This is a genomic window from Kitasatospora sp. NBC_00240 (assembly GCF_026342405.1).
GTDB lineage: Bacteria > Actinomycetota > Actinomycetes > Streptomycetales > Streptomycetaceae > Kitasatospora.
Map to the genome: position 1 here is coordinate 6,344,671 of NZ_JAPEMU010000001.1, position 25,814 is coordinate 6,370,484.

At 73.7% G+C, this 25,814-nt stretch carries 27 protein-coding genes; 19 read left to right on the forward strand and 8 right to left on the reverse strand.

The features are described 5' to 3' along the window. Positions 1–105: 105 nt before the first annotated feature. The gene (locus OG689_RS27010) at positions 106–2,211 is read left to right on the forward strand and encodes an APC family permease (protein WP_266323457.1); all 2,106 of its coding nucleotides are present in this window, start codon (positions 106–108) and stop codon (positions 2,209–2,211) included. A 404-nt stretch (positions 2,212–2,615) separates the two neighbouring features. Further along, positions 2,616–3,920, forward strand: a complete 1,305-nt coding sequence (locus OG689_RS27015) for a class I SAM-dependent RNA methyltransferase (protein ID WP_266327457.1) — start codon at positions 2,616–2,618, stop codon at positions 3,918–3,920. A gap of 146 nt (positions 3,921–4,066) precedes the next feature. Here OG689_RS27015 and OG689_RS27020 read toward each other — a convergent pair whose 3' ends face one another. Next, on the reverse strand, positions 4,067–4,681 hold the full coding sequence (locus OG689_RS27020; RefSeq protein WP_266323458.1) for a TetR/AcrR family transcriptional regulator: 615 nt from the start codon (positions 4,679–4,681) through the stop codon (positions 4,067–4,069). 37 nt (positions 4,682–4,718) lie between these two features. Here OG689_RS27020 and OG689_RS27025 point away from each other — a divergent pair, with 37 nt between their 5' ends. The 4 genes from OG689_RS27025 to OG689_RS27040 all read left to right on the forward strand — a co-directional run bounded on the left by OG689_RS27025 (position 4,719) and on the right by OG689_RS27040 (position 7,245). After that, positions 4,719–5,045 (forward strand): rhodanese-like domain-containing protein, encoded by a 327-nt coding sequence (locus OG689_RS27025; protein WP_266323459.1) that lies wholly within the window; start codon positions 4,719–4,721, stop codon positions 5,043–5,045. Between the two features lie 250 nt (positions 5,046–5,295). Beyond that, positions 5,296–5,907 carry a hypothetical protein gene (locus OG689_RS27030; RefSeq protein ID WP_266323460.1) on the forward strand — a complete coding sequence of 204 codons (612 nt, stop codon included), beginning with the start codon at positions 5,296–5,298 and terminating at the stop codon, positions 5,905–5,907. A gap of 73 nt (positions 5,908–5,980) precedes the next feature. Next, a complete protein-coding gene (locus tag OG689_RS27035; RefSeq protein ID WP_266323461.1) occupies positions 5,981–6,574 on the forward strand; it encodes a SigE family RNA polymerase sigma factor in 594 nt (197 codons plus the stop codon). After that, positions 6,571–7,245, forward strand: coding sequence for a hypothetical protein (locus tag OG689_RS27040; RefSeq protein WP_266323462.1), 675 nt, complete (start codon positions 6,571–6,573; stop codon positions 7,243–7,245). Before OG689_RS27035 ends, OG689_RS27040 begins: the two co-directional genes overlap by 4 nt. Before the next feature lie 65 nt (positions 7,246–7,310). Here OG689_RS27040 and OG689_RS27045 read toward each other — a convergent pair whose 3' ends face one another. Continuing rightward, a complete protein-coding gene (locus tag OG689_RS27045) occupies positions 7,311–7,526 on the reverse strand; it encodes a DUF397 domain-containing protein (RefSeq protein WP_266323463.1) in 216 nt (71 codons plus the stop codon). Next, positions 7,523–8,341 (reverse strand): helix-turn-helix transcriptional regulator, encoded by an 819-nt coding sequence (locus OG689_RS27050; protein WP_266323464.1) that lies wholly within the window; start codon positions 8,339–8,341, stop codon positions 7,523–7,525. Before OG689_RS27050 ends, OG689_RS27045 begins: the two co-directional genes overlap by 4 nt. A gap of 148 nt (positions 8,342–8,489) precedes the next feature. Between OG689_RS27050 and OG689_RS27055 the strand changes: the two genes are divergently transcribed. From OG689_RS27055 to OG689_RS27065, 3 genes are all read left to right on the forward strand, one after another. Further along, entirely contained in the window at positions 8,490–8,714 is a 225-nt protein-coding gene (locus tag OG689_RS27055; RefSeq protein WP_266323465.1) for a hypothetical protein, read from the forward strand. 73 nt (positions 8,715–8,787) lie between these two features. Next, entirely contained in the window at positions 8,788–8,910 is a 123-nt protein-coding gene (locus OG689_RS27060) for a hypothetical protein (protein WP_266323466.1), read from the forward strand. After that, the gene (locus OG689_RS27065) at positions 8,907–9,449 is read left to right on the forward strand and encodes a hypothetical protein (RefSeq protein ID WP_266323467.1); all 543 of its coding nucleotides are present in this window, start codon (positions 8,907–8,909) and stop codon (positions 9,447–9,449) included. Before OG689_RS27060 ends, OG689_RS27065 begins: the two co-directional genes overlap by 4 nt. A 5-nt stretch (positions 9,450–9,454) precedes the next feature. Here the strand turns inward: OG689_RS27065 and OG689_RS27070 are convergent, their stop codons facing one another. Continuing rightward, on the reverse strand, positions 9,455–10,405 hold the full coding sequence (locus OG689_RS27070; RefSeq protein ID WP_266323468.1) for a hypothetical protein: 951 nt from the start codon (positions 10,403–10,405) through the stop codon (positions 9,455–9,457). Between the two features lie 506 nt (positions 10,406–10,911). Here OG689_RS27070 and OG689_RS27075 point away from each other — a divergent pair. After that, the gene (locus tag OG689_RS27075; protein ID WP_266323469.1) at positions 10,912–14,544 is read left to right on the forward strand and encodes an ATP-binding domain-containing protein; all 3,633 of its coding nucleotides are present in this window, start codon (positions 10,912–10,914) and stop codon (positions 14,542–14,544) included. 121 nt (positions 14,545–14,665) lie between these two features. Here the strand turns inward: OG689_RS27075 and OG689_RS27080 are convergent, their stop codons facing one another. From OG689_RS27080 to OG689_RS27090, 3 genes are read right to left on the reverse strand one after another with little or no spacing between them, the layout of a single operon-like run. Further along, the gene (locus OG689_RS27080) at positions 14,666–14,878 is read right to left on the reverse strand and encodes a DUF6126 family protein (protein WP_266323470.1); all 213 of its coding nucleotides are present in this window, start codon (positions 14,876–14,878) and stop codon (positions 14,666–14,668) included. Then, positions 14,875–15,264: a metalloregulator ArsR/SmtB family transcription factor gene (locus OG689_RS27085; RefSeq protein ID WP_266323471.1), complete on the reverse strand. Its 390-nt coding sequence runs from the start codon at positions 15,262–15,264 to the stop codon at positions 14,875–14,877. The genes OG689_RS27080 and OG689_RS27085 overlap by 4 nt, the downstream gene beginning before the upstream one ends. 2 nt (positions 15,265–15,266) lie before the next feature. Then, the gene (locus OG689_RS27090) at positions 15,267–15,461 is read right to left on the reverse strand and encodes a hypothetical protein (protein ID WP_266323472.1); all 195 of its coding nucleotides are present in this window, start codon (positions 15,459–15,461) and stop codon (positions 15,267–15,269) included. A 246-nt stretch (positions 15,462–15,707) separates the two neighbouring features. Here OG689_RS27090 and OG689_RS27095 point away from each other — a divergent pair, with 246 nt between their 5' ends. From OG689_RS27095 to OG689_RS27105, 3 genes are all read left to right on the forward strand, one after another. Further along, positions 15,708–17,225, forward strand: coding sequence for a PKD domain-containing protein (locus OG689_RS27095; RefSeq protein ID WP_266323473.1), 1,518 nt, complete (start codon positions 15,708–15,710; stop codon positions 17,223–17,225). 541 nt (positions 17,226–17,766) lie between these two features. Then, on the forward strand, positions 17,767–18,009 hold the full coding sequence (locus OG689_RS27100) for a toxin-antitoxin system HicB family antitoxin (protein WP_190210064.1): 243 nt from the start codon (positions 17,767–17,769) through the stop codon (positions 18,007–18,009). Beyond that, positions 18,006–18,428, forward strand: coding sequence for a fic family toxin-antitoxin system, toxin component (locus OG689_RS27105; protein WP_073927858.1), 423 nt, complete (start codon positions 18,006–18,008; stop codon positions 18,426–18,428). The genes OG689_RS27100 and OG689_RS27105 overlap by 4 nt, the downstream gene beginning before the upstream one ends. A gap of 104 nt (positions 18,429–18,532) precedes the next feature. Here the strand turns inward: OG689_RS27105 and OG689_RS27110 are convergent, their stop codons facing one another. Continuing rightward, the gene (locus tag OG689_RS27110; protein WP_266323474.1) at positions 18,533–19,408 is read right to left on the reverse strand and encodes a GNAT family N-acetyltransferase; all 876 of its coding nucleotides are present in this window, start codon (positions 19,406–19,408) and stop codon (positions 18,533–18,535) included. Positions 19,409–19,628: 220 nt separating this feature from the next. On the opposite strand from OG689_RS27110, the gene OG689_RS27115 reads away from it, so the two are divergent. From OG689_RS27115 to OG689_RS44885, 6 genes are all read left to right on the forward strand, one after another. Continuing rightward, the gene (locus tag OG689_RS27115) at positions 19,629–20,630 is read left to right on the forward strand and encodes a hypothetical protein (RefSeq protein ID WP_266323475.1); all 1,002 of its coding nucleotides are present in this window, start codon (positions 19,629–19,631) and stop codon (positions 20,628–20,630) included. Beyond that, positions 20,627–21,508 carry an alpha-L-glutamate ligase gene (locus tag OG689_RS27120; protein WP_266323476.1) on the forward strand — a complete coding sequence of 294 codons (882 nt, stop codon included), beginning with the start codon at positions 20,627–20,629 and terminating at the stop codon, positions 21,506–21,508. Before OG689_RS27115 ends, OG689_RS27120 begins: the two co-directional genes overlap by 4 nt. A 97-nt stretch (positions 21,509–21,605) precedes the next feature. Beyond that, positions 21,606–22,433 carry a putative RNA methyltransferase gene (locus OG689_RS27125; RefSeq protein ID WP_266323477.1) on the forward strand — a complete coding sequence of 276 codons (828 nt, stop codon included), beginning with the start codon at positions 21,606–21,608 and terminating at the stop codon, positions 22,431–22,433. 84 nt (positions 22,434–22,517) lie between these two features. After that, on the forward strand, positions 22,518–24,050 hold the full coding sequence (locus OG689_RS27130) for an ATP-binding protein (RefSeq protein WP_266323479.1): 1,533 nt from the start codon (positions 22,518–22,520) through the stop codon (positions 24,048–24,050). Beyond that, complete coding sequence (locus OG689_RS27135; RefSeq protein WP_266323480.1) at positions 24,047–24,421, forward strand: nucleotide pyrophosphohydrolase; 375 nt, start codon at positions 24,047–24,049, stop codon at positions 24,419–24,421. Before OG689_RS27130 ends, OG689_RS27135 begins: the two co-directional genes overlap by 4 nt. A gap of 164 nt (positions 24,422–24,585) precedes the next feature. Then, positions 24,586–25,743: a DUF6099 family protein gene (locus tag OG689_RS44885; protein WP_323189331.1), complete on the forward strand. Its 1,158-nt coding sequence runs from the start codon at positions 24,586–24,588 to the stop codon at positions 25,741–25,743. Positions 25,744–25,814: the final 71 nt, after the last annotated feature.

Below are 25,814 nucleotides of genomic sequence, written 5' to 3' on the forward strand. Positions count from 1 at the left end.
GCCGGCCCTTCATGCGACACGCTAGCCGGTCTCCCGAACACAGTCCCGACGAAGGGGGGGACGTACGTCGGACTCGCCCGTGAGTACCCCCTACGATTCCTTACCGTGCCTATGCCGACTGACCTTCCGAAACGCATCCTGATCGGGCGTGCCCTGCGGAGCGACAAGCTCGGGGAAACTCTGCTCCCGAAGCGCATCGCGCTGCCCGTGTTCGCCTCGGACGCGCTCTCCTCGGTGGCGTACGCGCCCGAGGAGATCCTGCTCACCCTCTCCCTGGCAGGTGCCTCGGCGATCCACTTCTCGTGGCAGATCGGCGTAGTCGTCGCCATCGTGATGCTCGCGGTGGTCGCCTCGTACCGGCAGAACGTGCACGCCTACCCGAGCGGCGGTGGCGACTACGAGGTCGCCACGGTGAACCACGGCCCGAAGTCGGGCCTGGTGGTCGCGAGCGCGCTGCTCGTCGACTACATCCTCACCGTCGCCGTCTCGACCACCTCGGGCGTGGCGAACGTCGTCTCCGCCGTCCCCTCGCTGCGCGGGCACGAGCTGGGCCTGTCGGTCACGCTGGTGATCGTGCTGATGGGCATGAACCTGCGCGGCGTCCGCGAGTCGGGCAGCGCCTTCGCCATCCCCACCTACGCCTTCATGGTCGGCGTGATGGGCATGGTCGGCTACGGCCTGGTCCGACACCTGGTCTTCGGCGCCGACATGCCGGCCGAGAGCGCCGGATTCCACCTGGAGGCCACGCCCGGCAACGAGTCGCTGGCCGGGTTCGCCCTGGTGTTCCTGCTGCTCAAGGCCTTCTCCTCGGGCTGTGCGGCGCTGACCGGCGTCGAGGCGATCAGCAACGGCGTGCCGGCCTTCCGCAAGCCGAAGAGCAAGAACGCCGCGACCACCCTGCTGATGATGGCGGGCTTCGCCGTGGTGATGTTCATGGGCATCATCTACCTGGCCCACCTCACCGGTACGCAGATGGCCGAGAACCCGGCCGAGCAGCTCGTCGGCGCGCCCGCCGACTACCACCAGAAGACCGCGCTGGCCCAGATCAGCGAGGCCGTCTTCTCGAACTTCACGCCCGGCTTCTACTTCATCGCCGCCGTCACCGGCCTGATCCTGGTGCTGGCCGCCAACACCGCCTTCAACGGGTTCCCGGTGCTCGGCTCGATCCTCGCCCAGGACCGCTACCTGCCGCGCCAGCTGCACACCCGCGGTGACCGGCTGGCCTTCTCCAACGGCATCATCCTGCTGGCGCTGGCCGCGATCCTCTTCATCGTCGCCTTCGACGCCGACCCGACCAGGCTGATCCAGCTGTACATCGTCGGCGTCTTCGTCTCGTTCAACATGAGCCAGTCCGGGATGATCCGGCACTGGACCCGGCTGCTGCGCACCGAGACCGACCCGGCCAAGCGCGCCCACATGCAGCGCAGCCGGGCGATCAACGCCTTCGGCCTGGTGATGACCTCGGCCGTGCTGATCGTGGTGCTGGCCACCAAGATCAGCCACGCCTGGATCGCCATCGCCACCATGGTCGCGCTGTTCGTGCTGATGAAGGCGATCCGCCGCCACTACGACCGGGTCTCCCGGGAGCTGGTCGCCGCCGAGGAGCCCGACGACGTCGTGCTGCCCACCCGGGTGCACGCCATCGTGCTGGTCTCCAAGCTCCACAAGCCGGCCCTGCGCGCCCTCGCGTACGCCCGGCTGGCCCGCGCCCACACCCTGGAGGCGGTCTCGGTCAACGTCGACCCGGCGGACACCGAGGCGCTGCGCCGGGAATGGGACGAGCGCGGCATCGAGGTACCGCTCAAGGTGCTGGACTCGCCGTTCCGCGAGATCACCGGCCCGGTGCTGGACTACGTCAAGAACCTGCGCCGCAGCAGCCCGCGCGACGTGGTCTCGGTCTACATCCCCGAGTACGTGGTCGGCCACTGGTACGAGCACCTGCTGCACAACCAGAGCGCGCTGCGCCTCAAGGGCCGGCTGCTGTTCAAGCCGGGCGTGATGGTGACCTCGGTGCCGTGGCAGTTGGAGTCCTCGGAGCGGCGCAAGCCGCAGAAGGCCTGGTCGGCGCCGGGCGCGGTCCGACGCGGTGAGCCGAGGCGGCCGCAGGCCGTAAAGTCGAATGTCTCGGGCACCTCGGCCGGCTCCTCCGGCTCCTCCACCCCGGGCACCTCCGACGGCCCCGCTGACACCGGCAAGGACACCACCAAGTGACCCGCAACACCCCGCCCCGCTCCAACGGCAAGTCGGGCCAGCCCCGCAAGGGCGCCAAGCCCGGTCAGGTCGCCCGGCCGCGCTGGTCCTCCAGGATCGAGCGCCCGGCCGCCACCGACCGTGACGGTTTCACCGCTCAGACCGCGCCGCTGGCGCCGGGCGAGCCGCCCCGGGTGGACGAGCCCCGGCCCGCCAAGGGTGCTGCCGGCAAGGCCGGAGCCGGCGCGCCGAAGGGTGACAAGCCCCGAGGTGCCAAGCCGACCGGTGCCAAGCCCGCCGGTGACCAGTCGCGCGGCGGCCGGCCCGCAGGCCCGCGCAAGCAGACGGTCAAGGCGCCGAAGCTGCTCCGCACCCCGAAGGCACCCAAGGCCGAGCCGGCCCCCCGCGGCCCGGGCGGCGACCCGCTGGTCGGCGAGCGGTACGAGGTCGAGGTCGGCGCCGTCGCGCACGGCGGCGGCCACTGCGTGGCCCGGTACGAGGGGCGGGTGCTGTTCGTCCGCCACGCGCTCCCCGGCGAGAAGGTGATCGCCCAGGTCACCGAGGGCACCACCAAGTCGCGCTTCCTGCGGGCCGACGCGGTGGAGATCCTGGAGCCCGCCAAGGACCGGATCACCCCGCCCTGCCCGTTCTCCGGCCCCGGCAAGTGCGGCGGCTGCGACTGGCAGCACGTCACCCCGGGCGGCCAGCGCAAGCTCAAGGTGCAGGTCCTCACCGAGCAGCTGGCCAAGCTGGCCGGCCTCACTCCGGTCGAGGCCGGCTGGGACGGCAGCGTCGAGCCGGTGGGCGGCAAGCTCCCGGCCGGCGAGGTGCCCGCCTGGCGCAGCCGCGTCCAGTACGCGGTCGACCCGGCCACCGGCAAGGTCGGCCTGCGCAAGCACCGCTCGCACGACCTGCAGCCGATCGACCGCTGCCTGATCGCCGCGCCCGGGGTCACCGAGCTCGGCATCGAGTCCCGCGAGTGGCCGGGGGTGGCCTCGGTCGACGCGATCGCCGCCACCGGCTCCTCGGACCGCCAGGTGGTGCTCGTCCCGCGCCCCGGCGCCCAGCTGCCGATCGTGGAGCTGGACAAGCCGGTCTCGATCTCCCGGATCGACGAGCACGAGGGTTTCCACCGCGTGCACGGCCGCACCTTCGTCCGTGAGGTCGCGGTGGGCCGCACCTGGCGGGTCAGCAACGGCGGCTTCTGGCAGATCCACCCGGAGGCCCCCGACACGCTGGTGAACGCCGTCCTGGACGGTCTCGACCCGCAGTACGGCGAGAACGCGCTGGACCTGTACTGCGGCGTGGGCCTGTTCGCGGGTGCGCTGGCCGACCGGGTCGGCGAGGAGGGCGCGGTGCTCGGCATCGAGTCCGGCAAGCAGGCCGTGGTCGACGCCCGGCACAACCTGGCGGCGCTGGAGAACGTCCGGATCGAGTGCGACAAGGTCGAGAGCCTGCTCCCGCGGACCGGGATCACCGCCACCGACCTGGTCGTCCTGGACCCGCCGCGGGCCGGCGCCGGCCGTGAGACGGTCGCCCACCTGGTCGGCCTGCAGGCCCGCCGGATCGCGTACGTGGCCTGCGACCCGGCCGCGCTCGCCCGCGACCTCGCGTTCTTCCGCGAGGGCGGCTACCGGCCGGTCTCGCTGCGGGCCTTCGACCTGTTCCCGATGACCCACCACTTCGAGTGCGTGGCCATCCTGGAGCCGATCGGCGAGCCGGTCGCGTAACGCGGGGTAGGGCGCAGTACGACGGGCGGGCGGTGGGCGGAGGTTTCGCCCACCGCCCGCTGTCGTTGCGGGGCCGCGGCGGCTGGGAACGCGGGCGGGCGGGCGGGGGCCGTGGGTCGGCCGGCCCCGGTCGGCGGGACGGGATGTCACATGGCCGCGCGGGCGAGGCGGAGCAGGCCGCTGCGCATCCGCTGTTCGCCGAGTTCCGGCAGGAGGGCGGCGACGTGGTCGGCTGCCAGGGCGGCGAGCAGGGCGTGTGCGGTGTGGTCGGGGTCGGGTGCGGCGGTGAGCAGGAGCGCCACATGGCGGTGCCAGAACCGGTAGGCCCCGATCCGGTACCGGGCGCCGGGGGTGGCGGTCTCGGACATCCGGACCAGCGCCAGATGCTCCAGCAGGTAGTCGAAGTAGGCGTCGACGAAGGCGGTCAGGCGCTCGTCGGCCGGGGCTCCGGGGCCGAGTGGGGGCGGCCCGTGCAGGATCGCCTCCTGCAGCACACGCTCGCGGGCGTCCAGCAGCGCGGCGGCCAGCCCCGACTTGTCGCCGAAGCGGCGGAACAGGGTGCCTTTGCCGACGCCGGCGGCCGCGGCCACCTGATCCATGGAGACCGCCTCGACGCCCTGCTCGGCGAACAGTCTGGCGGCCGCTTCCAGTACCGCGGCCCGGTTGCGGGTCGCGTCCGCGCGCTCCTTGGGCGGCGGTGTACGCAGCAGTTCCAACGGCATTGCCGAAACGGACTGCGGTCCGTTACTGTCGTGAGTCATAACAGGACTGTAGTCCGATTCCTTTGGAGGCAGTGGCATGACCGCACTCATCACCCGCGACGAGCTGGCAGCGGCGATCAAGGCGCACGGAGTCACCGTCGTCGACGCGCTCGGCGGCGAGTACTACGCCCAGCAGCACCTGCCCGGCGCGCTGGCACTGATCCCGGCCGACGTCGACGCCCAGGCGCCCGCCCTGCTCCCCGACCGCGACGCTGCGATCGTCACCTACTGCTCCAACCCGGCGTGCCCCAACAGCGGACAGGTCGCCGACCGGCTCACCGCCCTCGGCTACACCGACGTCCGCAAGTACCGCGAGGGCATCCAGGACTGGGTCGAGGCCGGCCTCCCCACCGAAGCCGCCTGACCCCCTGAGGGGCGAAGACGAGGGGCGAAGGCCCCGCACGGGGTCTTCGCCCCTCCGTGCCGTCGCACATCCGCGCACGTCCCGCACACGGCAGGTCGTTCCGCCGGCAGATTCCACCGCAGGGTCGGCCCGGACGGCACGGGCGGGGGCCGGTGAGATTTCTTCGCAGCACGGGCAGCGTTTCCGGTCGCGGCTGCCGTCTGGAGGGTGGATGGGACCCCATCCGCCTTTCTGCTTCCAGGAGTTCCAGATGCCGAACATCGGTGCCCGCGCCCTGCGCCCGCCCGTCCGTGCCGTCCTCGGCCTTGCCGCGGCCCTCGTGCTGGCGGCCGGTGGTGGGGCGGCCTTCGCCTCGACCGGTTCGGGCGGCCCGTCCGCCGCAGCCTCGCCCTCCGCCGCCCCCTCGCCCTCCGCGACGGTTCCCCCGGTGGCGGCCCCTGCTGCCGGCGGCCACGTGCAGGTGCTGCAGCCCCACCAGGGCGTGGAGATCGGCCGGGGCCTGAGCCTCTGGCTGGACCACGGCTCGGAGAACGTGGTGGCCAAGGAGGCCGGCGCGCCCGGCGGCTCGTGGAGTGCCAAGGTCGCGGACCTGCCGGAGGGCCGGATCTCGCTGACCGTCTCGGGGGACGCGACCTCCGCCCTGGTCGTCGGTATGTACCGCGGTGTCGGGGCGGTGGACCGCGTCACGGTGGCCCTCGGCGGCACGCCGGTGGAGGCGCACGTGGTGAGCCTGCCGGGGAACCCCGGCTGGGCCGCCTTCCACGTCGAGATCCCGGGTGCCGCCGCTCCCAGTGTGTCCACCCCCACCGTCACCGCCTACGGCGCGGACGGCGCCGTGCTCGCCGGCTTCGCCAAGAAGTAGCCCGCCGACGAACCCGACCGTGGTGCCGCCGGGCCCGCCCGGCGGCACCACCCGCAGCCCGCCGTGAGGAACCTTGCCCAGTGACCCCGGCCGCGACCCCGGCCCGCCGACATCCCGGACGTCCCCCGGCGGTGACAGCGCCGACGAGGAGTTCCGGGCCTTCATGGGCAACCGCTGGCCGAGCCTGCTGCGCACCGCGTACCTGCTCTCCGGCAGCCACCACGACGCCGAGGACCTCGCCCAGGGCGCCCTCGCGACGGCCTACTCCAAGTGGAGCCGGGTGCGGCGCAGTGACGACGTGGCCGCGTACGTCCGCCAGATCATGGTCCATCAGCACATCGACCGCTTCCGGCGCCGGACCGCGCGCGAGTGGCTCACCGACCGGCTGCCGCACTCCCCGGTGGCCGACCAGACCGCCCGGGTGGCGGAGCACGGCGTGCTGGTGGCCGCGCTGGCCGGACTCCCGGCGCGGCAGCGCGCCGCCGTGGTCCTCTGCTACTTCGAGGACATGACCCACGCCCAGGTCGCGGCGGTCCTCGGGACCAGGGTGGGTACCGTGCGCGGCCAGATCTCCCGCGCGCTGGCCCGACTGCGCGAGAACGGCGCCCTGGCCGACGCCGTCGGCCGGCACCCCCACCCCGAATCCAGGACGGAGACCACCCGATGAACCGGAGCGAGGGGCTTGCCTCGGCGCTGCGCCAGGCCGCCGACACGATGCCGGTGGGCACCGCCCCCGTGGACGCGGTGCTGCGGAGCGGCCGGGTGATGCGACGCCGCCGCCGGACCGTCCGTACGGTTCTGTCGGTGGCCGTCCTGGTGCCGCTCTGCGGGGCCGCAGGCCTGCTGTTGGGGCCGACCGCCCGGGACGCCGGTCAGGCCGCCCCGGTGTCGTCCGCCCCGGCCCTCCCGGCCGCCTCGGCCGCCTCGGCCTTGGGCCCCGCCGTTGCCGTCCGGGCCGTCGGTCAGCCGTACGACATCGGCGGCGGGCGGGAGTTGACCTTGACGGCGCAGGGCGCGGAGATCTCCGCACCGGTAACGGGCGGCGGCACCCCGTGGAGCATCCGGGCGGACCAGGTGCCGCCGGGGGAGATCACGGTGGCCGTCCTCGGCGACGGCCCGTCCGCGCTGGCCGTGGGCCTCTACCGGGGAGCCGGACCGGCAGCCCGGGTGACGGTGACCCTCGGCGGCCGGAGCGTCGACGCCCAGGTGGTCGTACTGGCGGGCGAGCCGGGCTGGTGTGCCTTCGTCGCCGGCGGCGCAGGGAACGGCATGACGCCGACGGTCACGGTCTTCACGGCGGACGGCGGCGTGCTCGCCCGTCTGGTCAAGCAGCCCTGAATCCGCCTGCCGGTGGGTGTCCGCCGGGACGCCCACCGGCCAGGTCGGCTCCGGGGCCCGGTGGATCAGACGGCGTCGAGGCTGTCGGCGGTGGTGGCGGTGACGAAGGCCTGCCAGGCGTGGGCGGGGAAGAGCAGGGCCGGTCCGGCGGGGTCCTTGGAGTCCCGGACGGGCGTCATGGCGGGGATGCCGGTGCCGACCTCGACGCAGTCACCGCCGTTGTCGCTGCTGCGGGTGCTCTTGTGCCAGGTGACGGGGAGAGTGTTCGCGTTGCTGGTCATCTCAACTCCTTGGCGGCGGCGGCGATCAGCTCGATCGACGCGTCAGGCGGCAGGGCAACGGCCGTGAGCAGATCATATGCGCGCGCCGCCGCCTTCACTTGCGTCGGATCGGCCAGGATCTGCCCCTGAAGGAAACCGTCCACGTAGACGACACTCGGTCCTTCATCGAGAGTAAGGGTGGCGAACGGGCCTCCGACTCCGGCGTGAATGCCTGCGCTGAGTGGGATCACCTGAATTACGGTTCGCGGCCTGTCTGCAGCAGTGATCAGACTTTCCAGTTGCGCTCTCATCATTTCCGCGCCGGCGGGACGGCGACGCAGCACGTTCTCGTCCAGGACGACCCATAGCTCGGGCGGGTTCGTCCCGTCCAGGATGTTCTGGCGCTGAAGTCGGGCTGCCACCTGCTCGGCTACGGCCTCTTCGTCCAACCGCCGGGCGGCCAGAATCGCCCGTGCGTAGTCCTCGGTCTGGAGAAGTCCGGGCACGACCTGCACTTGGAACGACCGGATGACCGTGGCCGCCTCCTCCAGGTCGACATACGGCCTGAACCACGCCGGATAGGCGTACTTGATGACCAGCGGCCAGAGTCGCTGGAAGTGGTCCACCGTTCCGAACACCGTGTCGGCGACCTCCGACAGGTCCTTGGTCGGCAGCCTGCGCCCGGCCTCGATCTTGTTGAGCAGCGACGGCGCCATGAGGGCCTTCCCGGCCAGGGCGCGCTGCGTCAGGCCTGAGGACTCACGACGCCTGCGCAGATCCGTTGCGTAGAACGCCAGTACGGAGGACGCGGGATCAAGTGTTTCGGCATATGCCATGGATGGCTCCAAATCCATTGACATTCAGGGAAGTCAACGTCATCCCCCTGTCGACCAAAGGTCTGTACGGCAACGATAGCCACAGGCAGGCAGGAGAGGTATCCGCTCGGATATTTTCCTGAATTCTTGATGGAAGGACATATCAGGCATGTGCGCTACCGGTTGGCTCCCCGAGCCCGGCCGAAGTGTTGCGGTCGTCCCCCCGGACTGGGAGATCACCGATCCGGCGGCGCCGCGCTGCCGAGCGGAAGTGGTCGACGTGGTGGACGACTTGGTCACCGTCCGGGTGCTCGGACACCTGCGACTGCGCCGGTTGCGCCAGGTTGCGCCTTGGACGGACGAGGACGACAGGGCGGTGCGCGGTGGGTGCTGACGCGAGGACGCCGTACCAGCCCCGCGAGGGCGAGACGGTACGCGATCACAGGCGCCGGCTGGACGGTGTCTACATGGCGACCCAGGGCGGCCAGGTCTACTTGCGGCCGGCGGGCGGCGGGGTCGAGTGGACGGTACGACCCGAGCACATCGGGCCGGTGGCCGGTTCCGGCGCGGTCGAGGACGGGACGGCATGAGGGTCGCGCGCGGGGCCCGGGGGCGGGTGGGCGTGATGATGGCCGCCGTGGTCGTGCCGGTCGCTGCGGGGCTGTCACTGGCAGCCGTGAAGACGCTGCGGGACGGGCCGCCCGGTACGACGCTGCTGGTCGCGCTGTTGACCTTCGCCATGGCGATGACGGCCGGGGTTTCGGTCTGCGAGCCGGTGTACGGGTGGAGCGACGCGGTGACGGACGGGGAGGCCGGGGCGGTGGACCGGGAGGAACGGGACCGGCATACCCGGGCCGTTGCCGGCCTTCGGCGATGGTGCGGCGGGTGCGAGGCCGGGGGTACGACGGGGTGCGGCGGGCCGGTGCGCGCCGGGCGTACGGGTGAGGCGCCGGCGGACGTGGGGCGGGGGGAGCCGGGGCGCTGCTTCGGCTGCGTCCGGCTTCAGGAGGTGACCGAGGTCGGGGTGTTGGCCCGTGAGGGCGTGCATGTTCCGGTCCGGGTGTGCGACGACTGCCTGGCTCACCTGGAGGCCTGGCACATCGCCCAGGTCGCCGGGGCCCGGGCGTGACGCCTTCAGCAGGCCGCACCCGGCAGCTCCCGCAGGACTGCGGCGGGGTCGGTCGATGCGCAGTCGCGGCAGCGGCCCGGATCGGCGCCGCGGAAGGCACGTTCGCAGCCGCCGTCGCAGGTCTGCCAGGGCAGGACGGCTCTGCCGGGTGGCAACGTGCCTACGGGGAGCGGGACTTCGGAGAGGCGGTGGGCCAGTAGGCCGGCCGGGCGGGCGCGGAAGTGCTCCGGCAGTCCGGTGGTGAGGTGGCTGATGATCTCCGCAGGTCCGATGCCCCGGGTGATCCACCGGGTGACGGCGGGGGCGAGTCGGGCCACGTCCCGCTGGGAGACGATCAGGCGGGGGTCGTGGGTGCGCAGTGAGGCGAGCACGGAGACGGCTTGCGGATCGGCCTCGGCCTCGGCCTCGGCCTCGGCGGACAGCGGCACCGGGACGGGTGCGGGCACCGGGACGGGTAGGGGCACCGGGACGGGTAGGGGCACCGGGACGGGTGCGGGTGACCGTACGGGGAAGGGTGAGGCATCGCGTACGGGCGGCGGTGTCGGCCGTGGTGCCGGGGCCGGGGCGGGGACCGCTGCGCGGGCCGGTGCCGGGGCCGGTTGTCCCCGGCCGGGGAGGTCGTAGGCGTACGTTCTGGTGCGGATCAGGCCGCCGGACAGGCGCTCGCGGCGGCGCTCCAGGAAGCCCGCCGTCTCCAGGTCGCGCAGTGCCCGCGAGATGACGATCTCGCCCTCGGTGAAGTGCGCGCGCAGCGCGGCGATGCTGACGGGGGCGCCGTCCGGCAGGGAGAGGATGTACACCGCGACCCCGACCGTGACCGCGCTGCCGCGCCGCTGGGCGAGCGCGTTGGCGACGACGGTGAAGTTGGCGGTGAGCCGGGTGCGGATGTGCAGCACGCCGGAGGTCGGCGCCCCGCTGCGGGCGCGCGACAGCGCGTTAGAATGCGGTCCAGCCATGGGGAAGCTACTACTTCCTGCTTGGTCAGGCCCTCGTTCGGGATTGCCGTCCCGGCGGGGGCCGTCTGTCTCTCCGGAGCTTTCGAGTCCGGTGCTCCGATTGTCGGGGCGAACCTAGCCGCCCGTCTCCCGTCCTCGCAAGCAGTTCACCCTTGTGGGTGAACTGCGGTGGGAGGGAGGGTTGGTGGTTCTTTCTTCCAGGTTCTTACAGGTGGGTGCGAGCCGCACCGGCTCCCGGCCGACCGGGCCCCGGTGCGGCCGGCCGGTGCACGGGGCGGCGCGGGAGAACGGTCGTGCCCGGAAGCGGCCGCTGCCCGGCGCGGCCGACGGGCCTCGCGGGGGCAACTGCACTGCGAGGGGCGGGGCCTGATGTATCGAAGCCGTCTCAGTTCCGGCTGCGCCGAGAATTCACCCGCTCACTGTCAGTCGATGTCTGCATACTCCTTTGACATGGAGCGAGCACGATCCGTTGCGGCGTGATCGCGCACTGTCAGGAGAGGGAGTACGTGGGCACGACATCACGGCAGGCGGTTGTCGCCATCGAGCAAAAGGCCGTCGACCGCGCGTACGACTGTTATGAGGCCAGCCTCGCCGAGATGACCGCCCGGTCGCCCGCCACGGCGTCGGCGAGCGGCAAGGACTCGATCGCGACCCGGGCGGAGGCCGAGGCCAGGACGGAGAAGTACGACGGCCTGGGCGACGAGGCGCTGGTGATCATGAGGGTCGACTCGCAGCAGCCCGCCGAGGCCGAGCCGGAGACCTGGTACGTCGGGCGGCGGACGGTCTTCGACGTCGCGACGAGTGACCAGGTGGTCGTCTCGTGGACGAACCCGCTGGCCGAGCGCTGGCGCACCGCGCGGCCCGACGCGCCCGGAGACGTCCGCCTGCGCCGGAGCCTGCGCTGCACCGGGCGCACGGTCGAGGACTACCGGGACGAGATCCTCCCGGCCGGGATGTCCGAGGACGGCGCCGAGGATGCCTTCGACGAGGCGACAGTCACCGGGAGCGCCGATGATGCGCTCACCGACCACGGGACTGCCACCGGCGGCAACGTCGTCGGCCGGCCCACCGCAGCAACGGCCGTCCCCTCGCCGCGCGACGGCTCCCGGCCGCGCGCGGGGAAGCCCCAGCAGGTGGACGAGTTCCTGCTCCGCGAGCTCCGCCGCTCCCGCAGCGGGCGGATGCGGGACATCGTCGAGACGATCCGGCGCGACCAGATGGCCCTGGTCACCGGCTCGCCGGCGGACGTCCTCGTGATCCAGGGCGGCCCGGGCACCGGTAAGTCCGCGGTCGGCCTGCACCGCGTGACCTGGCTCGTCGACAACAAGCACTTCCGCCCGGAGGACATCCTGGTGGTGGGGCCGCACCAGAGCTTCCTGGAGTACGTCGAGCGGGTCCTCCCGACCCTCGGCACCCGCGACATCACCGCGGTGCGGCTCTCCCGCCTCTGGGAGGGCACCGCCCGCGGCACCGACTCCGCCCGGGCCCGGCTGGTCAAGTCGGACGAGCGGATGGCGGACGTGCTGCGTCGGCGGGTGGAGGGCGAATGCCGGCCCGACGCCGTGGACACCCTCACCGTCGCGCCCTCCCACGAGCGGGACGAGGCGGCCCTCGCCGTCCTCGTCGGCAGTACGACGCTCCGACTGCCGCGCTCCGAGGTGCTCGACCTGCTTCGTGACGCCCGCGGCGGCCCCGGTGCGTACCGCGTCCGCCGGGACCGGTTCCGGGACCTGGTGGTCGACCGACTGCTGGGTGAACTCGCCCGGTCCGCCCGCCGCAGCGGTGACGCGAAGGTCCGCCGGGACCTGGAGCGGCACCGGCAGGTCACCCTCCTCGTCGAGAGGATCTGGCCGCCCCTGAGCCCCGAGGAAGCCCTGCGCAGCCTGCTCAACTCGCCCGACCGGCTTCGCGAATGCGCCTCCGGCCTGTTGGACGACGCCGAGCAGGCCGCCCTGCGCAGGCCGCGGGCCGACAGCGCGGCCGAGGAGCCGTGGACCCTCGACGACCTGGTGTGCCTGGAGGAACTGCGCTTCCTGCTCGCCGGTGAGACCCCGCAGCGGTATCGGCACATCGTCGTCGACGAGGCTCAGGACCTGACGCCGATGCAGGCACGATCCCTGCGCAGGCGTTGCCCGACCGGCTCGATGACCGTGCTCGGCGACCTGGCCCAGGCCACCGGGCCGCACGCGTACACCAGTTGGGAGCGGCTGGGCGGACGCCTGGCGGACCGGGGCGGGTGGCAGGTGGAGGAACTCAACACCAGTTACCGCGTACCCGCCGAGATCATGGCCTTCGTGGCCCCGCTGGCCCGCGCCGTCGCGCCCGGGCTCCCGTATCCGCGTGCCGTACGTCTGGCCGGGGACGAGGCGGTGCGGCTGGTCCCGACGACGCCCGGGGAGTTGCTGGACGCGGCGGTGTCCCGTACCGCCCGGCTCGTGTCCACCACCGACGGCCGGACGCCACGATCGATCGCCGTCATCGTGCCCGACGACTCTCCCTGGCCGGCCGAACTGCGTGAGCGGCTCGACCGGCTGGACGGCCTGACCCCCGAGGGGCGGCGGTCCGTAGCGATCCTGGCCACGGGACAGGCCAAGGGCATGGAGTTCGACCATGTCGTGGTCCTGGACCCGACGGCCGTCGCCGGGGAGGGGCCCGCCGGCCTGCGCCGTCTGTACGTGGCGCTGACCCGCAGCACCCAGACCCTGACCGTCCTCCACACCGCTCCACTGCCGGATGCGCTCACCCCGGATGTGCTCACCCCGGATGTGCTCACCCCGGACTCGACCCCGCGGGCCGGGGCCCCGGCGGAGAGTGCGTTCGACGCCCCGGCCGAGAGCCCGGCCGAGGTGGATCCCACCCGGGAACGGGCCGAGATCCAGGCCGACACCCGGTCCGGACCGGCGATCGGCACCACCCTCCGGGTCCGGGTCCTCGGCCGGGGCGCGGGCGCGCGCTGGCGGGTCAGGGCGCTCGCGCCCGCGCTGGAGCGCACCCTCGTCCTCGACCTCCGGCACGGCTCCCCGGATCCGGCCGTCGGGGCGGAACTCGACGTCTGGGTGTTCCGCAACGAAGGCCGGGCCAGCCTGGTCGTGGCCGGCGAGTTCGGCCGCAGGCCCGTTTCCGTCGGTATGGCACCGCGCTACGCGGCCGCGCTGGACGTCCTGGGCGAGCTCGCAGCCGACGGCGACACCCTCCCGCCCGACGCCGCGGCCCGGCTGTCGGAGCTGAAGGGCATGGCGACCCGCTGCCTGCGCCGGGACAAGGCCGACTGGCTCGCCGTGTGGCGGTTGCTCGGCTCGCCGCAGGCGGCGCACCTGGAGATCCTCCGGGATCTGGCCCAGCAGACCCGCGACGCGGTCGCCGCGGCCGACCCCGCCCTCGGCGACCGGCTCCGCGCCGAACTGCCGAGGAGCGGCTGGACCGAAGCCCTGGCCCGGGCCCGCGAGCAGCTGGAGGAACTCCGGGGGCTCGTCCGCGACTCCGGGAGCGTACCGGGCGTCGGTCCGGAGTCCGGGCCGGGACAGGGCGTCGGGCCTGTGCTCGACAGCCTGCCGGACCAAGAGGCCGACGAAGAGGCCGACGAAGAGGCCGACGAAGCGCCAGAACATCACCAGCCCGAGCACAGCGAGACCGACTCGAAGGACGCCAAGCCCGTGTACGAGGAAATCGGCCCGACGTCCCAGGAGAGGCGGGGCGTTCCCAGCCCCACCCTGCTGGAGGAGCTGACGGCCGCCGCCGAGGCGGACCGGAACTGCAACACCCACGAGGCGGTGCGGCACGAGTTGAAGGCGGCCCTGCTGTGGGCGGGGCTGCGCCCGTCCGACTCGCCCGTCGTCGATGTCAGCCGTGCCGGCGAGGGAGGCGTCTTCCTCTACGAGGTGCTGGGCGCCGGCCAGGTCGGTTATCCCGACATCCGGGCCGGGGCCGCCCGTCTTCTGGAGGTCGACCACGTCTCCTCGTCCAACGCCGCCCGCCGTTACCTGGTGCTCGTGGAGCCGCCGGCCCAGGACTGGGTTGCGGACACCGTCAGGGAGGTGTTCGGCGTCCACCTGTTGTGGTGGGCCGCAGGCGGGTGGGGCGGCCAGGACAGCGAGACCGCCCTCGGGGCGGGCAAGCGTCCCGCGGGCCGAACGACCTGACCGCGGGCCGAACGACCTGACCGCGGGCCGGACGCCCTGACTGCGGGAACGCGGTCGTTCCTTCGCGCCGTACTCGCGCCGCACTCGCGCCGCAGGCCGCGTTCCGTTCGCGCCGTCGCCGTCAGTGCTTGCCGAGGGTGAAGATCAGGATCATGAATCCGGCCCAGAGGTGGGTCGCGGCGATGTAGATCACGGCGCGGATCGTCATCGCCCGGCGACGGCTCTTCTCGTCGTTCCGGGCGTCGCCGGGGGTGTTGTTCCGGGCCTCGGTGACGGCTCCGGCCCCGGCTCCTGCCATGGCCTCGGTCACGGCGTCCGGCGCGGGGTCGGTCATGCGAGCAGCGTCCTGTCGGTGCCGGGGCGGCCGGTGTCCGTGGCGTGGCCGTGGTCGAGGTCGTCGGCGCGGAGCTGGTCCAGCAGCAGGCCCTGGTCCGTGATCATGTCGGTGAGGATGCTGCGGGCGGTGCGGAGCAGCTCCGACACGTCCGGGGTGCTCAGGGCGTAGACCACGGTGTTGCCGTCGCGGGTGGCGGTGACCAGCTGGGTGCGGCGCAGGACGGCGAGCTGCTGGGAGAGGCTGGACGCCTCTATGTCGATCTCGGCGAGGAGTTCGCGCACCGGACGGGGGCCGTCCTGGAGGAGTTCCAGCACCCGGATCCGGGCCGGGTGGCCCAGGGTGCGGAAGAAGTCCGCCTTCGCCTGGTACAGCGGGACCGGCATGGTCAGCTCTCTCCCTGTTCCTCTTCGGAGGTGTGCGGCAGCTTGATGCCGTGCTGGGAGGCCAGCCTCAGCAGGGAGGCCATCCGCCCCAGGTACGCCTGGACGCCGTCGGCGTCCCCGGCCGCCCGGGCGGCGGCCAGCTCCTCGCGGGCGCGGGCGAGCTGCTCGCGCAGCTCCTCGTCGAACATCGCCGTCATCGCCGACCTCCACGCCGGCCGAGGGGTTCGCTGCCGGTGCTCACAGGTTCTATGAATATGAAGAATTCTTCAAGTCTCACCGTGGGTGACTCCGGGGGTCGGAGCGACCGGGGCGCGGGAGCGCCGTGCCCGGTTGACCTGCCCCCTTGTCGGCACCGGCCCCCGGCTGTGCCGGCTGTCGCAGGGAGGGTCGACGATGGCCTCCGTGTGGCCTCCGTCCGGGAGGTCATCAATCCGGGGGGATCCATGCGCAAGGTTCATTCGGCCACTGTCGCCGTACTCGCCGCGACGGCCGCCGTGGCCGTCGGCTTTCCCGTGCCGGCCGTCGCCGCCGACCAGGGCGGCACGCTGCCCACACAGCTGAACATCTGGCGGGACGGCTATCAGGGGCCGGTGACGAACGCGCCCACGATCCTCGCCTCGCAGCAGACGACGAGCGGGGCGACCATCGTCGAGAACGTCTTCGACTTCGGCGACGGCACCGCCCCCGAGCACTCGCCCTACTACTCCACCCGGCACACCTACGCCGCCCCGGGGCGCTACACTGTCACGCTGACCAGCCGGGACGCCGCCGGGAACACCGGCAGCGCCAGCCAGGTCGTCACCGTGGGCAGCGTGTTCGTGCCGGCCGCGCCCGCCAGGCTGCTCGACACCCGCGCGGGCACCGGCGCGGCCCGCGCGAAGGTGGGGCCCGACGGCGTGGTGACGGTGACCGTCGCGGGCCGGGGCGGGATACCGGCGAGCGGCGTCACCGCCGTCGTCCTGAACCTCACGGCGACCAACCCCACCGACGCGACCTTCGTGACGGCCTACGCCTCCGGTGCCGGCCGGCCGACCGCGTCCAACCTGAACACCGCGCCCGGGCAGACCGTGCCCAACCAGGTCACGGTGCCGGTCGGGCCCGACGGCCGGATCTCCCTGTACAACCACGTCGGGACGGTCGACCTGATCGCCGACCTGGAGGGCTACTACGCCCCGACCAGCGTCGATCCGGCCGCCGGGACGACGATCGCCCTCGGCGACGCCAGGCGGGTCCTGGACACCCGTAACGGAACCGGTGCCGCGCAGGCCCGGATCCACGGTGGCGGCGTGCTCACCATCAGGCCGACGGACCTGCTGTCGAGCACCCCGCCGGCCGGCCGCAGTGCGGCGGTGCTCAACCTGACGGTGACCGACCCCACCGGCACGGGCTTCGTGGCCGCCTATCCGGGCGGCAGCGCCCGCCCGGACACGTCCACGCTCAACTTCACTCCTGGCAGGACCAGTTCGAGTCTGGTGACGGTGCCGCTCGGCCCGGACGGAACGGTGAACCTCTTCAACAGCGCAGGGGACTCCGACCTGGTGGCCGATCTTCAGGGGTTCGTGGCGACCAACAGCTACCCGTGGGGGTCCACCGGCTACTTCACTCCGGTGGCCCCGACCCGGCTGCTCGACACCCGCAACGGCACCGGGGGAGAGCCGGCCCGGCTCACCCCCGGTGCCTGGCGGACCTTGAAGGTCGCGGGGGTGGGCGCAATCCCGGCGGACGTCCGGGCTGTCCTGGTGAACGTGACCGCGACGGGCACAGTCGGCAGCGGCCACGTCCGGGTGTCCTACCCGGGGATGATGACCAGGGACACGTCGAACCTCAACTACCAGGAGGGGCAGACGGTGGCCAATGCCACCCTGGTCCCGGTGGGCTCCGACGGCTGCATCCTCCTGGACAACTCCTACGGCGGCAGCCTCGACGCGGTCGTCGACCTGCAGGGGTACACCACGGACTGAGTCTGCCGTCCGGGGTGGCCGACGACGTACGGCGCGGCTGCCCCGGAGGCGGCGACAACCCTCGGGGCGGCTGACGGCAGGCCGGGCGGAGATGCCGGCGGCGACCACGCCGGGCGTTCCCGGGGAATGTTCCATTCCGAACCCGGTGGGTGATGCCGAACTCGTCCTTTCGTGGCCGAACAGGATGCCACGGTGCGGATGGGCGCCGTCGAGCGCGAATTGTTCGGTCGTGACAACGGGAATGTGGCACGGAAAGCAGCACTCCTGCGGACGAGATTCCGTGCCGGGCCGCCGAATTCCCGGACGTATTCGGAACCCCGGCCGGACCGGCCCGCCGTCGCCGTCCGATCGCCGCGCGGGCCCCGGGGCGGTTTTCGGTCACCGGTCGGCGTGGCCCGGCTCGTTCCGGGGCATGACGGAGGGGACGGCGCAGTCGCGGGAGAGGTGCGGCGCGGGGTACGGCGCGGGTGTTGCCGGGAGGGCGCGGGGGCGGTGCGCGTGCGCTCTTGTTGTGCTAGCAGTTCGGCGCTAGCTTGAAGGTATGGCCAAGAAGCAGCTGAACGTACGGGTGGACGCGACCACCGCGGAGATGGCCCGCGAGCGGGCGGAGCAGCAGGGGATCAGCATGAACCAGTACATCGAAAGGCTCGTGCAACAGGACATGGGCGAGGCCGGGCGGCTGTTCGTCGACTCGGCGGCGCAGTTCATGAAGGAGTACGAGACGGCGTTCCTGGCCGAGTTCGGGGACCGCTCCCCGGCCGACCTCCAGGAGGTGCGCCGTTGAACCTGGAGATCGACCTCTCGTGGCTGCTCATGACCGCGGAGCAGTACACCCCGGGTGACCCCCAGGTCACCGACTACGGATCGCTGTTGGCCGCGGTCGCCCGACACCAGGCCGAGATCTTCGACATCGCCGTCTACCCCGAGCCGCAGGACCGCGCCGCGGCCCTGATGCACCAGCTCATCCGGGTACCGGCCCTGGAGCGTACGAACGAACTCTTCGCCACCGCCGCCGCCTACGCCTACCTGGTGGCCAGCGGCTGCACCGTGGCGACCACCGCGCGCGAGGTACGCAGCCTCGCGCGGGCCATCCGGGAGGGCAAGATCGGCGTCTCCGGGGTGTCCGAGCGGTTGGCCGCCTGGGTGGTGGACGAGGCCGAGGAGGAAGAGGTCAGCGGCGAGGACGACGAGGACTCCGACTGAACACCGGAGCCGGTCCGCGCCGGGGGAGCCGCCCGGCCCGGGCGGTCGCCCGACGTGCCCGCGGCGGACGGCGGGCCGGTTCGACCGGCCGCCCGCCCCGGGGCTCAGGCCTTCGGCTCGGCGATCAACGCGGTCGCCGTGTTACGGAACCCGGCCCGGCGGTAGATCCGCGCCACGTCCTCGTCGGCCGCCGAGAGGAAGACCGTCCGCACGCCGCGCGCCCGGGCGTCCGCCACCAGCGCCGAGGTGACGGCGAGTCCGAGCCCGCGCCGGCGCGCCGACGGCAAGGTGCCCACCCCGACGATCTCGCAGACCGGGCCCACCCGCTGGTACTGGCCCGAGCACAGCGCGGAGCCGTCCTCGACGACCGCCGCGACGGCGGCCACGCCCGCCCCGATCCGGGCGGCCGTCCGCTCGACCGCGCCGTCGGCGACGGCCTGCAGGACCGCTGCGGCCAGCTCGGCGGGCCCGGCCGTGCCGAGCGCCGTGCCGGGCTCGGCGAAGGCCAGGTTGGGTGCGGCGACGGCGCTCGCGAGCGCGGGGTCGTCGGCGTCGAGGACGCGGGCCCGGACGCCGTCGGGCAGCCGGTCGGCCGCCGGCCCGTCGCCCTGCTCCTCGGGCAGGACCAGCAACGGGTGTTCGTGGACGGCCAGTCCGGCCTGCTCGATCGCGGTCCGCAGGCCCGGGGTGTGCTCGGCCACCCACTCGAAGCTCTCCGGCAGCCCGAGTTCGCGCTGCCTGGCGAGCACCCGGCGGACGTCGTCCGCGGTGGCGGGGGCGCCGGTCCAGCCCAGGGTGGGCCGGGCGTAGAAGGGCCAGCCCTCGCCCTCACGGACGAAGAGGGTGAGCGGGCCGAAGTCCTCGGCGCGGGCGCCCTTGCGCGGCACCGCGTCGTAGAACTCGTCCAGCTCGGCCAGCAGGGCCTGCTGGTGGCGGCGGTGCGGGTCGAGCTGCTGCTGTTCGGGGTTCTGTGAAGTCACAGCGAGCATCCAAGCAGCGCTTGTTCTGCTCCTGCCACCGATTTCGGGACCGGACCGGCGGCCCGGGCCGCTCTGTTCAGCCCGGGCATTTCGGGCCTACTGTTGCCGAATGCTTACAGTCCGGGCGATCTTGCGTTGACGGCGCGTGGCATCCTGGGGCGTCACCAACTCCGCCGGACCGGATCGGCGGACGTTCGGGTGGGGAAAACGGGGAACACCGATGAGACTCTGCTTCCTGGTGGAGGAGCACTACCGCCACGACGGTATGCCGCTGGACGTCGTCCGCCGGCTCACCGCCTGGGGTCACCAGGTGGATGTGCTGCGTCCCGGGAACTCGCTGCTCGCGGTCTCCGAGGCGGTCCGGGCGGGCAGTCACGACGCCTGGGTGCTCAAGACGGTCTCCGGCGGCCCCGGACTCACCCTGCTGGAGGCCGCCGCGGCCGTCGGCCTCACCACGGTGAACGACGCCCGCTCGATCCGTGGCGTCCGGGACAAGGCACTCGCCTCGGTGATCGCCCGCAACAGCGGCCTGCCCGTCCCGGTCACGTACGCGGCCGCCCGCTGGGAGCGCCTGGCGGAGATCCCGGAGTCCGAGTTCCCGCTGGTGGTCAAGCCCGCGGACGGCAGCTCCGGCCGGGCGGTGCGCTTCGTCCCGACCCCCGGTCACCTGGCCGAACTCGGACCGGAGCTGGCCGGCGAAGGCCTCCTGATCGCCCAGCCGTACGTGCCGAACTCCGGCACCGACCTCAAGGTCTACTGCGTCGGCGGTGAGCTGTACGCGACCGAGCGGTCCTCGCCGCTGCACCCCGGCCGGCCCGTCCGGGAGCGCCAGGTGCCGCTCGGTCGCGAGGTGGAGCGGATAGTCACCGAGGTCGGCACCGTCTTCGGTCTCGACCTCTACGGCGTCGACGTACTGCTCGGGCCGGACGGGCCGATGGTGGTCGACATCAACGACTTCCCCAGCTTCCGGCAGGTCCCGGACGCGGTGTCCCGGGTCGCCCGGGCCGTCCTGCAGCTGGCCGGCGGGAACGGCGTCGACCTGCCGACCGGCCTGCCCGCCCGACTGCCCGCCCAGCTCTCGGCGCAGGCCGACCAGCCGGCGCACCCCGAGGACGTCACGGCGACCGTGGCCGGGGCATCGGCGCACGCCGGCACGCACACCGGCGCCTCCGCGCGCACGGGGGTGGCCGCGCAGGCCGCGGCGCCGGTCGGCGGAGCATGAGGATCTGCCTGCTCACACCGGAGCCCGGACACCCGCTGCTGGCGGCCACCACCGCCCTGCTGACCCCCCGGCACCAGGTCGAAGCGCTCGACCCCGGCACCGCCGACCCGGCCTGGCCGGACGCGGCCCGGCTCGCCGACGTCTACCTGCTGAAGGCCCGGACACCCCGGGCGCTCGCGCTGGCCCGCCGGCTGGAAGCCCTCGGCGCCCCCGTGATCAACTCGGCGGCGGCCACCGAACTCTGCCAGGACCGCACCAGGATGGCCGAGCTGGCGAAGACGGCCGGCCTGCCCTTCGCGGCGACCCGCACCGCCGGCTCGATCGGCGAACTCACCGGCCCCGGCGGCCTCACGGCGGCCGACTTCCCGCTGGTGGTGAAGAGCAGGCACAGCCGCCGCCACGACCTGGTCGCCAAGGCCGAGGACCTCGCCCGGCTGGAAGCGCTCGCCCGGGACCGGCCGGACGAGCCCGTCGTCGTCCAGCCCTTCACCGCCAACAGCGGCTGGGACCAGAAGCTCTGGGTGATCGCCGGACAGGTCTTCGCCGCCCGCCGCCGCTCCGAGCTGGCCGCCGACGACCGCGGCCCCGCCCTGCCCCTCGCCCCCGCGGACCTGCCCGCCGACCGGCTCGACCTGGTCCGCCGGGTCGGGGAGGTCTTCCGCCTGGACGTGTACGGGGTGGACCTGCTCGACGGCGCCGGCGAACCACTGATCGTGGACGTCAACGCCTTCCCCGGCATCCGGGGTCAGGCCGGCGCCCCCGAGGCGCTCGCGGCACTCGCCCTGCGGGCCGCCGAGGGCGCGGCCACCCGGCGCACGGCCGGCGCCGGACCGCCCGGACAGTCCCGCGCCGGGGGCCCGGCCCGGGTGAAGGCCTAGCCCGGCGGAGCGGACGGCCCGCAGGCAGTCGTTAGGCTTGAGCCCTCGGCCGGCCGGAACCCTCGGCCGACGGCCGACGGGCGAGAGAAGACGGACCTTGCTGCAGGACATCGAGCGCTACCTGGCCTGCCCGCACTGCGGACAGGAGCTGGCCCTCGGCGGGCGCACGCTGCGCTGCCCGGCCGGGCACAGCTTCGACCTCGCCAAGCAGGGCTACGTCAGCCTGCTGGCCGGCGACGCCCACACCGGCACCGGTGACACCGCCGACATGGTGTCCGCCCGAACCGACTTCCTCGCCGCCGCCCACTACCGGCCGATCGCCGACGCGCTCGCCGACGCCGCCGTCGCCGCGGCCCCCGAAGGGCTGGTCGCCGACCTGGGCGCGGGCACCGGCTACTACCTCGCCCACGTCCTGGACGCGCTGCCCGGCAACCCCGGCGCCGCCCTCGACATCTCCAAGTTCGCGCTCCGCCGCGCCGCCCGGGCCCACCCCCGGATCGGCGCCGTGGTCTGCGACGCCTGGCGTCCGCTGCCGCTGCGGGACGCCTCGGCCGGGCTGGTCCTCAACGTCTTCGCGCCGCGCAACGGCCCGGAGATCCGCCGCGCGCTGCGCCCCGGCGGCACCCTGCTGCTGGTCTCGCCGACCTCCCGTCACCTGCGCGAACTCGTCGGGGCCCTGGGCCTGCTGTCGGTGGACGAGGACAAGCAGCGCCGGATCGAGGAGAAGCTCGGCCCCTACCTGGCGCCCGCCGAGCGGCGGGAGGTCGAGTTCCCGATGCGGCTCTCCGCCGCCGACGTGCGGACGGTCGTCGCGATGGGGCCGAGCGCCTGGCACACCGACCGGGAGCAGCTCGACGCCCGGCTGGCGGAGCTGTCCGACCCGGTCGAGGTGACCGCCTCGGTGACCGTCGCCGCGTACCGCTGAGCCGGCCCGCGGGGCCCGACCCTTTGGGATGAATATCCGGAGCAGGCACGTTTCTGCCGAGGGGGCCGGGGCTAGGGTCCCGGGGTGAACCGCGAAGCAGTCCAGCCCACTTCCGTCGCGCCCACCGAGCCCCCGGCCGGGCGGCCGCAGGCCGAATTCCCGCCCGCCGTGGCCCCGCCCGCCGCACCGTCCGCGCTGCTACTGCCTCCGGCCGTACCGCCTTCCGCCGCGCCGGCGCGTACGGCCCGGCCGCCCCTCGGCCGGGCCACCGCCGGGCCCGCCGGAGCGCCGGCCGCCGACGGCATCGCGGAACGCCCCACCGTCGAGGAACTGCGCCTCACCTCGTTCAAGTCCTACCGGCGGGCCGTCCTCGGACTGTCCCCGCTCACCGTCCTGCACGGGCCGTCCGGGGTCGGCAAGTCGAACGCCCTGGACGCGCTCGCGGTGCTCTCCCGGCTGGCCCTCGGCGAGGACATCGCCGACTCCCTGGACGGCATGCCCGGGATGTCCGGCCCGCTGGCGGCGCCGGTACGCGGCGGGCTGCTCGGCTGCGTACCGCACGGCCGAGACGCCGTCATCCTGGGCTGCACCGTACGTTCCGTCGCCGGCCCCGTCCGGCTGGAGGTGGTGGTCCGCACCGACGGCCCGGTCCGGGTCGCCAGGGAGCGGCTCACCCTCGACGGCCAGGTCCTGGTGGAGACCGGCGAGCAGGACGTCCGCAACCGCCGGATCAACGTGACCTGGCACAACGACACCCGGCAGGGCGACATCCGGGCGCCCTTCCCCAGCGGCAGCCTGATCACCAGCCAGCTCCCGCTCCGGGTGGCCGGCTCCTCGCCGGGCGAACGCAAGGTGCTGACCGCGAGCGAGCACCTGCTCACCGCGCTGCGCGAGGTGTTCCCGCTGCACCCCGTCCCCGCCCTGATGCGCGACTGGACCCCGGCCGACCCGCAGGCCCGGCTGCTCGGCACGGCGGCCAACATCTCGGCCCTGCTCGGCCGCCTCAAGAACGAGTGCGCCCGCCGGTACGGGCACCTGCTCAAGGTCGTCCAGTCCGCCGCCCCGCACCCGCTGCTCGGCCTGGACGTCGCCCGGCGCGGCACCGGGGCGGAGGAGCAGGTGCTCGCCGTCTTCGACGAGGGAGTGCTCGGCCGGACCGGCGCCGACCAGGCCTCGGACGGCATGCTGCGCCACCTCGCCTTCGCCGCCGTCCTGCTCACCGGCGCCGGCGTGCTCGACGTCGACCCGGCCGCCGAGGTGCCCTGGGCCCGCCGGCAGCTGACCGTGCTCGCGGAGGACCTCGGTGCCGGGCTCGGCGGCGAGCAGACCGCCTCGCTGCTGCGGCTGGCCCGGGAGGTGTGCGGGCGCCGCGACGTGCGGTTGCTGGCCGCGCTGCAGGACCCGGCGGCCGCCCGGGAGGCCCTCGGCGAGGCGGGCGGGACGGCCGGCGTGGACCTGGTCGAGTGCCGCCGGGACCCGGCCACCGGCCACAGCGTGCTGCGGCCCGAATCGGCCCGGGTCCCGGCCCAGTTCGCCCCCGGGGCGGGGGAGGGGGACGAGCCGGCGCCGGGCGCGGTCACGGTGGCCGGCACGGGTGCGGTAGACCTGGGCAGGTGACCGATCCGAACGCGGTACCCGACGACCACTCCCTCGACGGCCTGCGCCGGCGCCTGTCGCGTTTCGCGGCCGCCCGCAGCTGGGAGCCCTTCCACACCCCGAAGAACCTGGCCGCCGCGCTGAGCGTGGAGGCGGGGGAACTGCTGGAGATCTTCCAGTGGCTGACACCGGAACAGGCGGCCGCGGTCATGTCCGACCCGGGCAGCGCGCACCGCGTCCGGGACGAGGTCGCCGATGTGCTGGCCTATCTCCTGCAGTTCTGCACGGCGACCGGGGTCGACCCGCTGGCGGCGCTGGCGGCCAAGATCGACCGCAACGAACTCCGCTTCCCGGCGCCCGGCCGACCGGACGGACCTCGAAAGTCCGATTGACGGATCGGCTGATTGGTGGCCGGCCGCTTGTCCACAACCCCGGGGTTGTCCACAGCTTTCGAGGGGGTGGCTGCGCGGATCCGCCGGCCGCCGCAAGCTTTCGCCGTGACCCGCCGTCCGGGGAGACCCGGACGGCATGGAGCGAGCGAGGGGAGCGGCCACTCATGGACGCGCTGCGACTGATCAAGACCGCCAGGCACGCCATGGCCGAGGCCAGGGACGTGCCGGACGTGATGCTGGAGGCATGGCAGACCGGTCTGCTCACGGAGGCCGTCGGCAGCCGGCTGGCCGAGCGCGGGGACGCCGAGGTGGCGGCCCTCGGCCAGCTGCTGTCCGAGGCGGGCGCCCAGGTGGCGAGCTGCCTGGAACCGTCCCCGGAGAGCGCCGCCGCGGTGGACTGGGGCGGCAGCGGCCGAGCCTCGCGCCTGACCGACCTGGGGGACCTCGACCCGCTGCTGGAGGAGCTGGGCCGCCTTCTGCACGACGCCACCGAGACGCTGGTCGTCCTCGCCTGCGGCGCGGACGCCGAGAGCCTCTACTGGACGTGCATCGACGGCGTCGACGCCGGCTCCGAGTGCAAGGACCTGGTGGCCGAACTCCACCGGGCGGTCCGCACGGCGGAGTCCGCCGGGGAGGGGGACGCGGGAGCGCGAGCGCGGCGGGGGCGGGAGCCGGCGCCGAGGGATCGGAACGAGCCGGCGCCGAGGGATCGGAACGAGCCGGCGCGGGGGGAGCGGCCCGACGCACGGGCCGGGGTGCGGTCCGGCGAACCGTCCGCTGAAGGGACGGGCGGACGGACGGGCGAGGGGACGGGTGCAGGGATCGGGGACGGCGTCACGGATCCGCTCGACGCGATCTGCTCGGCCGCCCCGGGCCGCAGCGGGGCCTGCGGCCGTCGGCCCGACCGGCTTCGCGCACGGGCCGGGGCCCAGGCCCCGGCCCCGGGGTGCGGCGGGGCCTGCGGCGACCGGGCGGGCGGCGTCGCACCCGGTGGAGGCACGCCGGTCCTCGTCGTCCCGCTGGCCCCGCCGTCCGGAACCCGGGACTACCGGCCCCCGGCGGGGTCGGACAAGGCCGCCGGGTCGGCGGGCTCGGCGGCACCGGCCGGCCGGGCCCCCGAGGACTGCAGGGCGGCGCCCATCCCGGCCAGATCGGCGTTCACCGACGCGAGCAGCTCCTGCATCTGCTCCAGCAGGCTCTTCGGGGTGGCGGGGGCGGCCGTGGCCGCCAGGCCCGTGGCGCTCGGATCGTGCGGTGCGGCGGGTGCCTCGGACCAGTGCTCGGACATGAGGGGACCTCTTCGGATCGGTGGCGTGCTGTGATGCGGCGGACGTCGGTGCTGCCCGTCGTACGCCGCGCAGCAGGGGCAGCGCCGGCCGGCGCCACCGGGGCG

What these genes read in the sequence shown, in the direction of transcription:
- OG689_RS27020 (WP_266323458.1), bottom strand. Translation starts at nt 4,681, where the DNA reads ATGACTCACGACAGTAACGGACCGCAGTCCGTTTCGGCAATGCCGTTG.
- OG689_RS27025 (WP_266323459.1), top strand. Translation starts at nt 4,719, where the DNA reads ATGACCGCACTCATCACCCGCGACGAGCTGGCAGCGGCGATCAAGGCG.
- OG689_RS27030 (WP_266323460.1), top strand. Translation starts at nt 5,296, where the DNA reads ATGCCGAACATCGGTGCCCGCGCCCTGCGCCCGCCCGTCCGTGCCGTC.
- OG689_RS27040 (WP_266323462.1), top strand. Translation starts at nt 6,571, where the DNA reads ATGAACCGGAGCGAGGGGCTTGCCTCGGCGCTGCGCCAGGCCGCCGAC.
- OG689_RS27045 (WP_266323463.1), bottom strand. Translation starts at nt 7,526, where the DNA reads ATGACCAGCAACGCGAACACTCTCCCCGTCACCTGGCACAAGAGCACC.
- OG689_RS27050 (WP_266323464.1), bottom strand. Translation starts at nt 8,341, where the DNA reads ATGGCATATGCCGAAACACTTGATCCCGCGTCCTCCGTACTGGCGTTC.
- OG689_RS27055 (WP_266323465.1), top strand. Translation starts at nt 8,490, where the DNA reads ATGTGCGCTACCGGTTGGCTCCCCGAGCCCGGCCGAAGTGTTGCGGTC.
- OG689_RS27060 (WP_266323466.1), top strand. Translation starts at nt 8,788, where the DNA reads ATGGCGACCCAGGGCGGCCAGGTCTACTTGCGGCCGGCGGGCGGCGGG.
- OG689_RS27065 (WP_266323467.1), top strand. Translation starts at nt 8,907, where the DNA reads ATGAGGGTCGCGCGCGGGGCCCGGGGGCGGGTGGGCGTGATGATGGCC.
- OG689_RS27070 (WP_266323468.1), bottom strand. Translation starts at nt 10,405, where the DNA reads ATGGCTGGACCGCATTCTAACGCGCTGTCGCGCGCCCGCAGCGGGGCG.
- OG689_RS27080 (WP_266323470.1), bottom strand. Translation starts at nt 14,878, where the DNA reads ATGACCGACCCCGCGCCGGACGCCGTGACCGAGGCCATGGCAGGAGCC.
- OG689_RS27085 (WP_266323471.1), bottom strand. Translation starts at nt 15,264, where the DNA reads ATGCCGGTCCCGCTGTACCAGGCGAAGGCGGACTTCTTCCGCACCCTG.
- OG689_RS27090 (WP_266323472.1), bottom strand. Translation starts at nt 15,461, where the DNA reads ATGACGGCGATGTTCGACGAGGAGCTGCGCGAGCAGCTCGCCCGCGCC.
- OG689_RS27095 (WP_266323473.1), top strand. Translation starts at nt 15,708, where the DNA reads ATGCGCAAGGTTCATTCGGCCACTGTCGCCGTACTCGCCGCGACGGCC.
- OG689_RS27100 (WP_190210064.1), top strand. Translation starts at nt 17,767, where the DNA reads ATGGCCAAGAAGCAGCTGAACGTACGGGTGGACGCGACCACCGCGGAG.
- OG689_RS27115 (WP_266323475.1), top strand. Translation starts at nt 19,629, where the DNA reads ATGAGACTCTGCTTCCTGGTGGAGGAGCACTACCGCCACGACGGTATG.
- OG689_RS27120 (WP_266323476.1), top strand. Translation starts at nt 20,627, where the DNA reads ATGAGGATCTGCCTGCTCACACCGGAGCCCGGACACCCGCTGCTGGCG.
- OG689_RS44885 (WP_323189331.1), top strand. Translation starts at nt 24,586, where the DNA reads ATGGACGCGCTGCGACTGATCAAGACCGCCAGGCACGCCATGGCCGAG.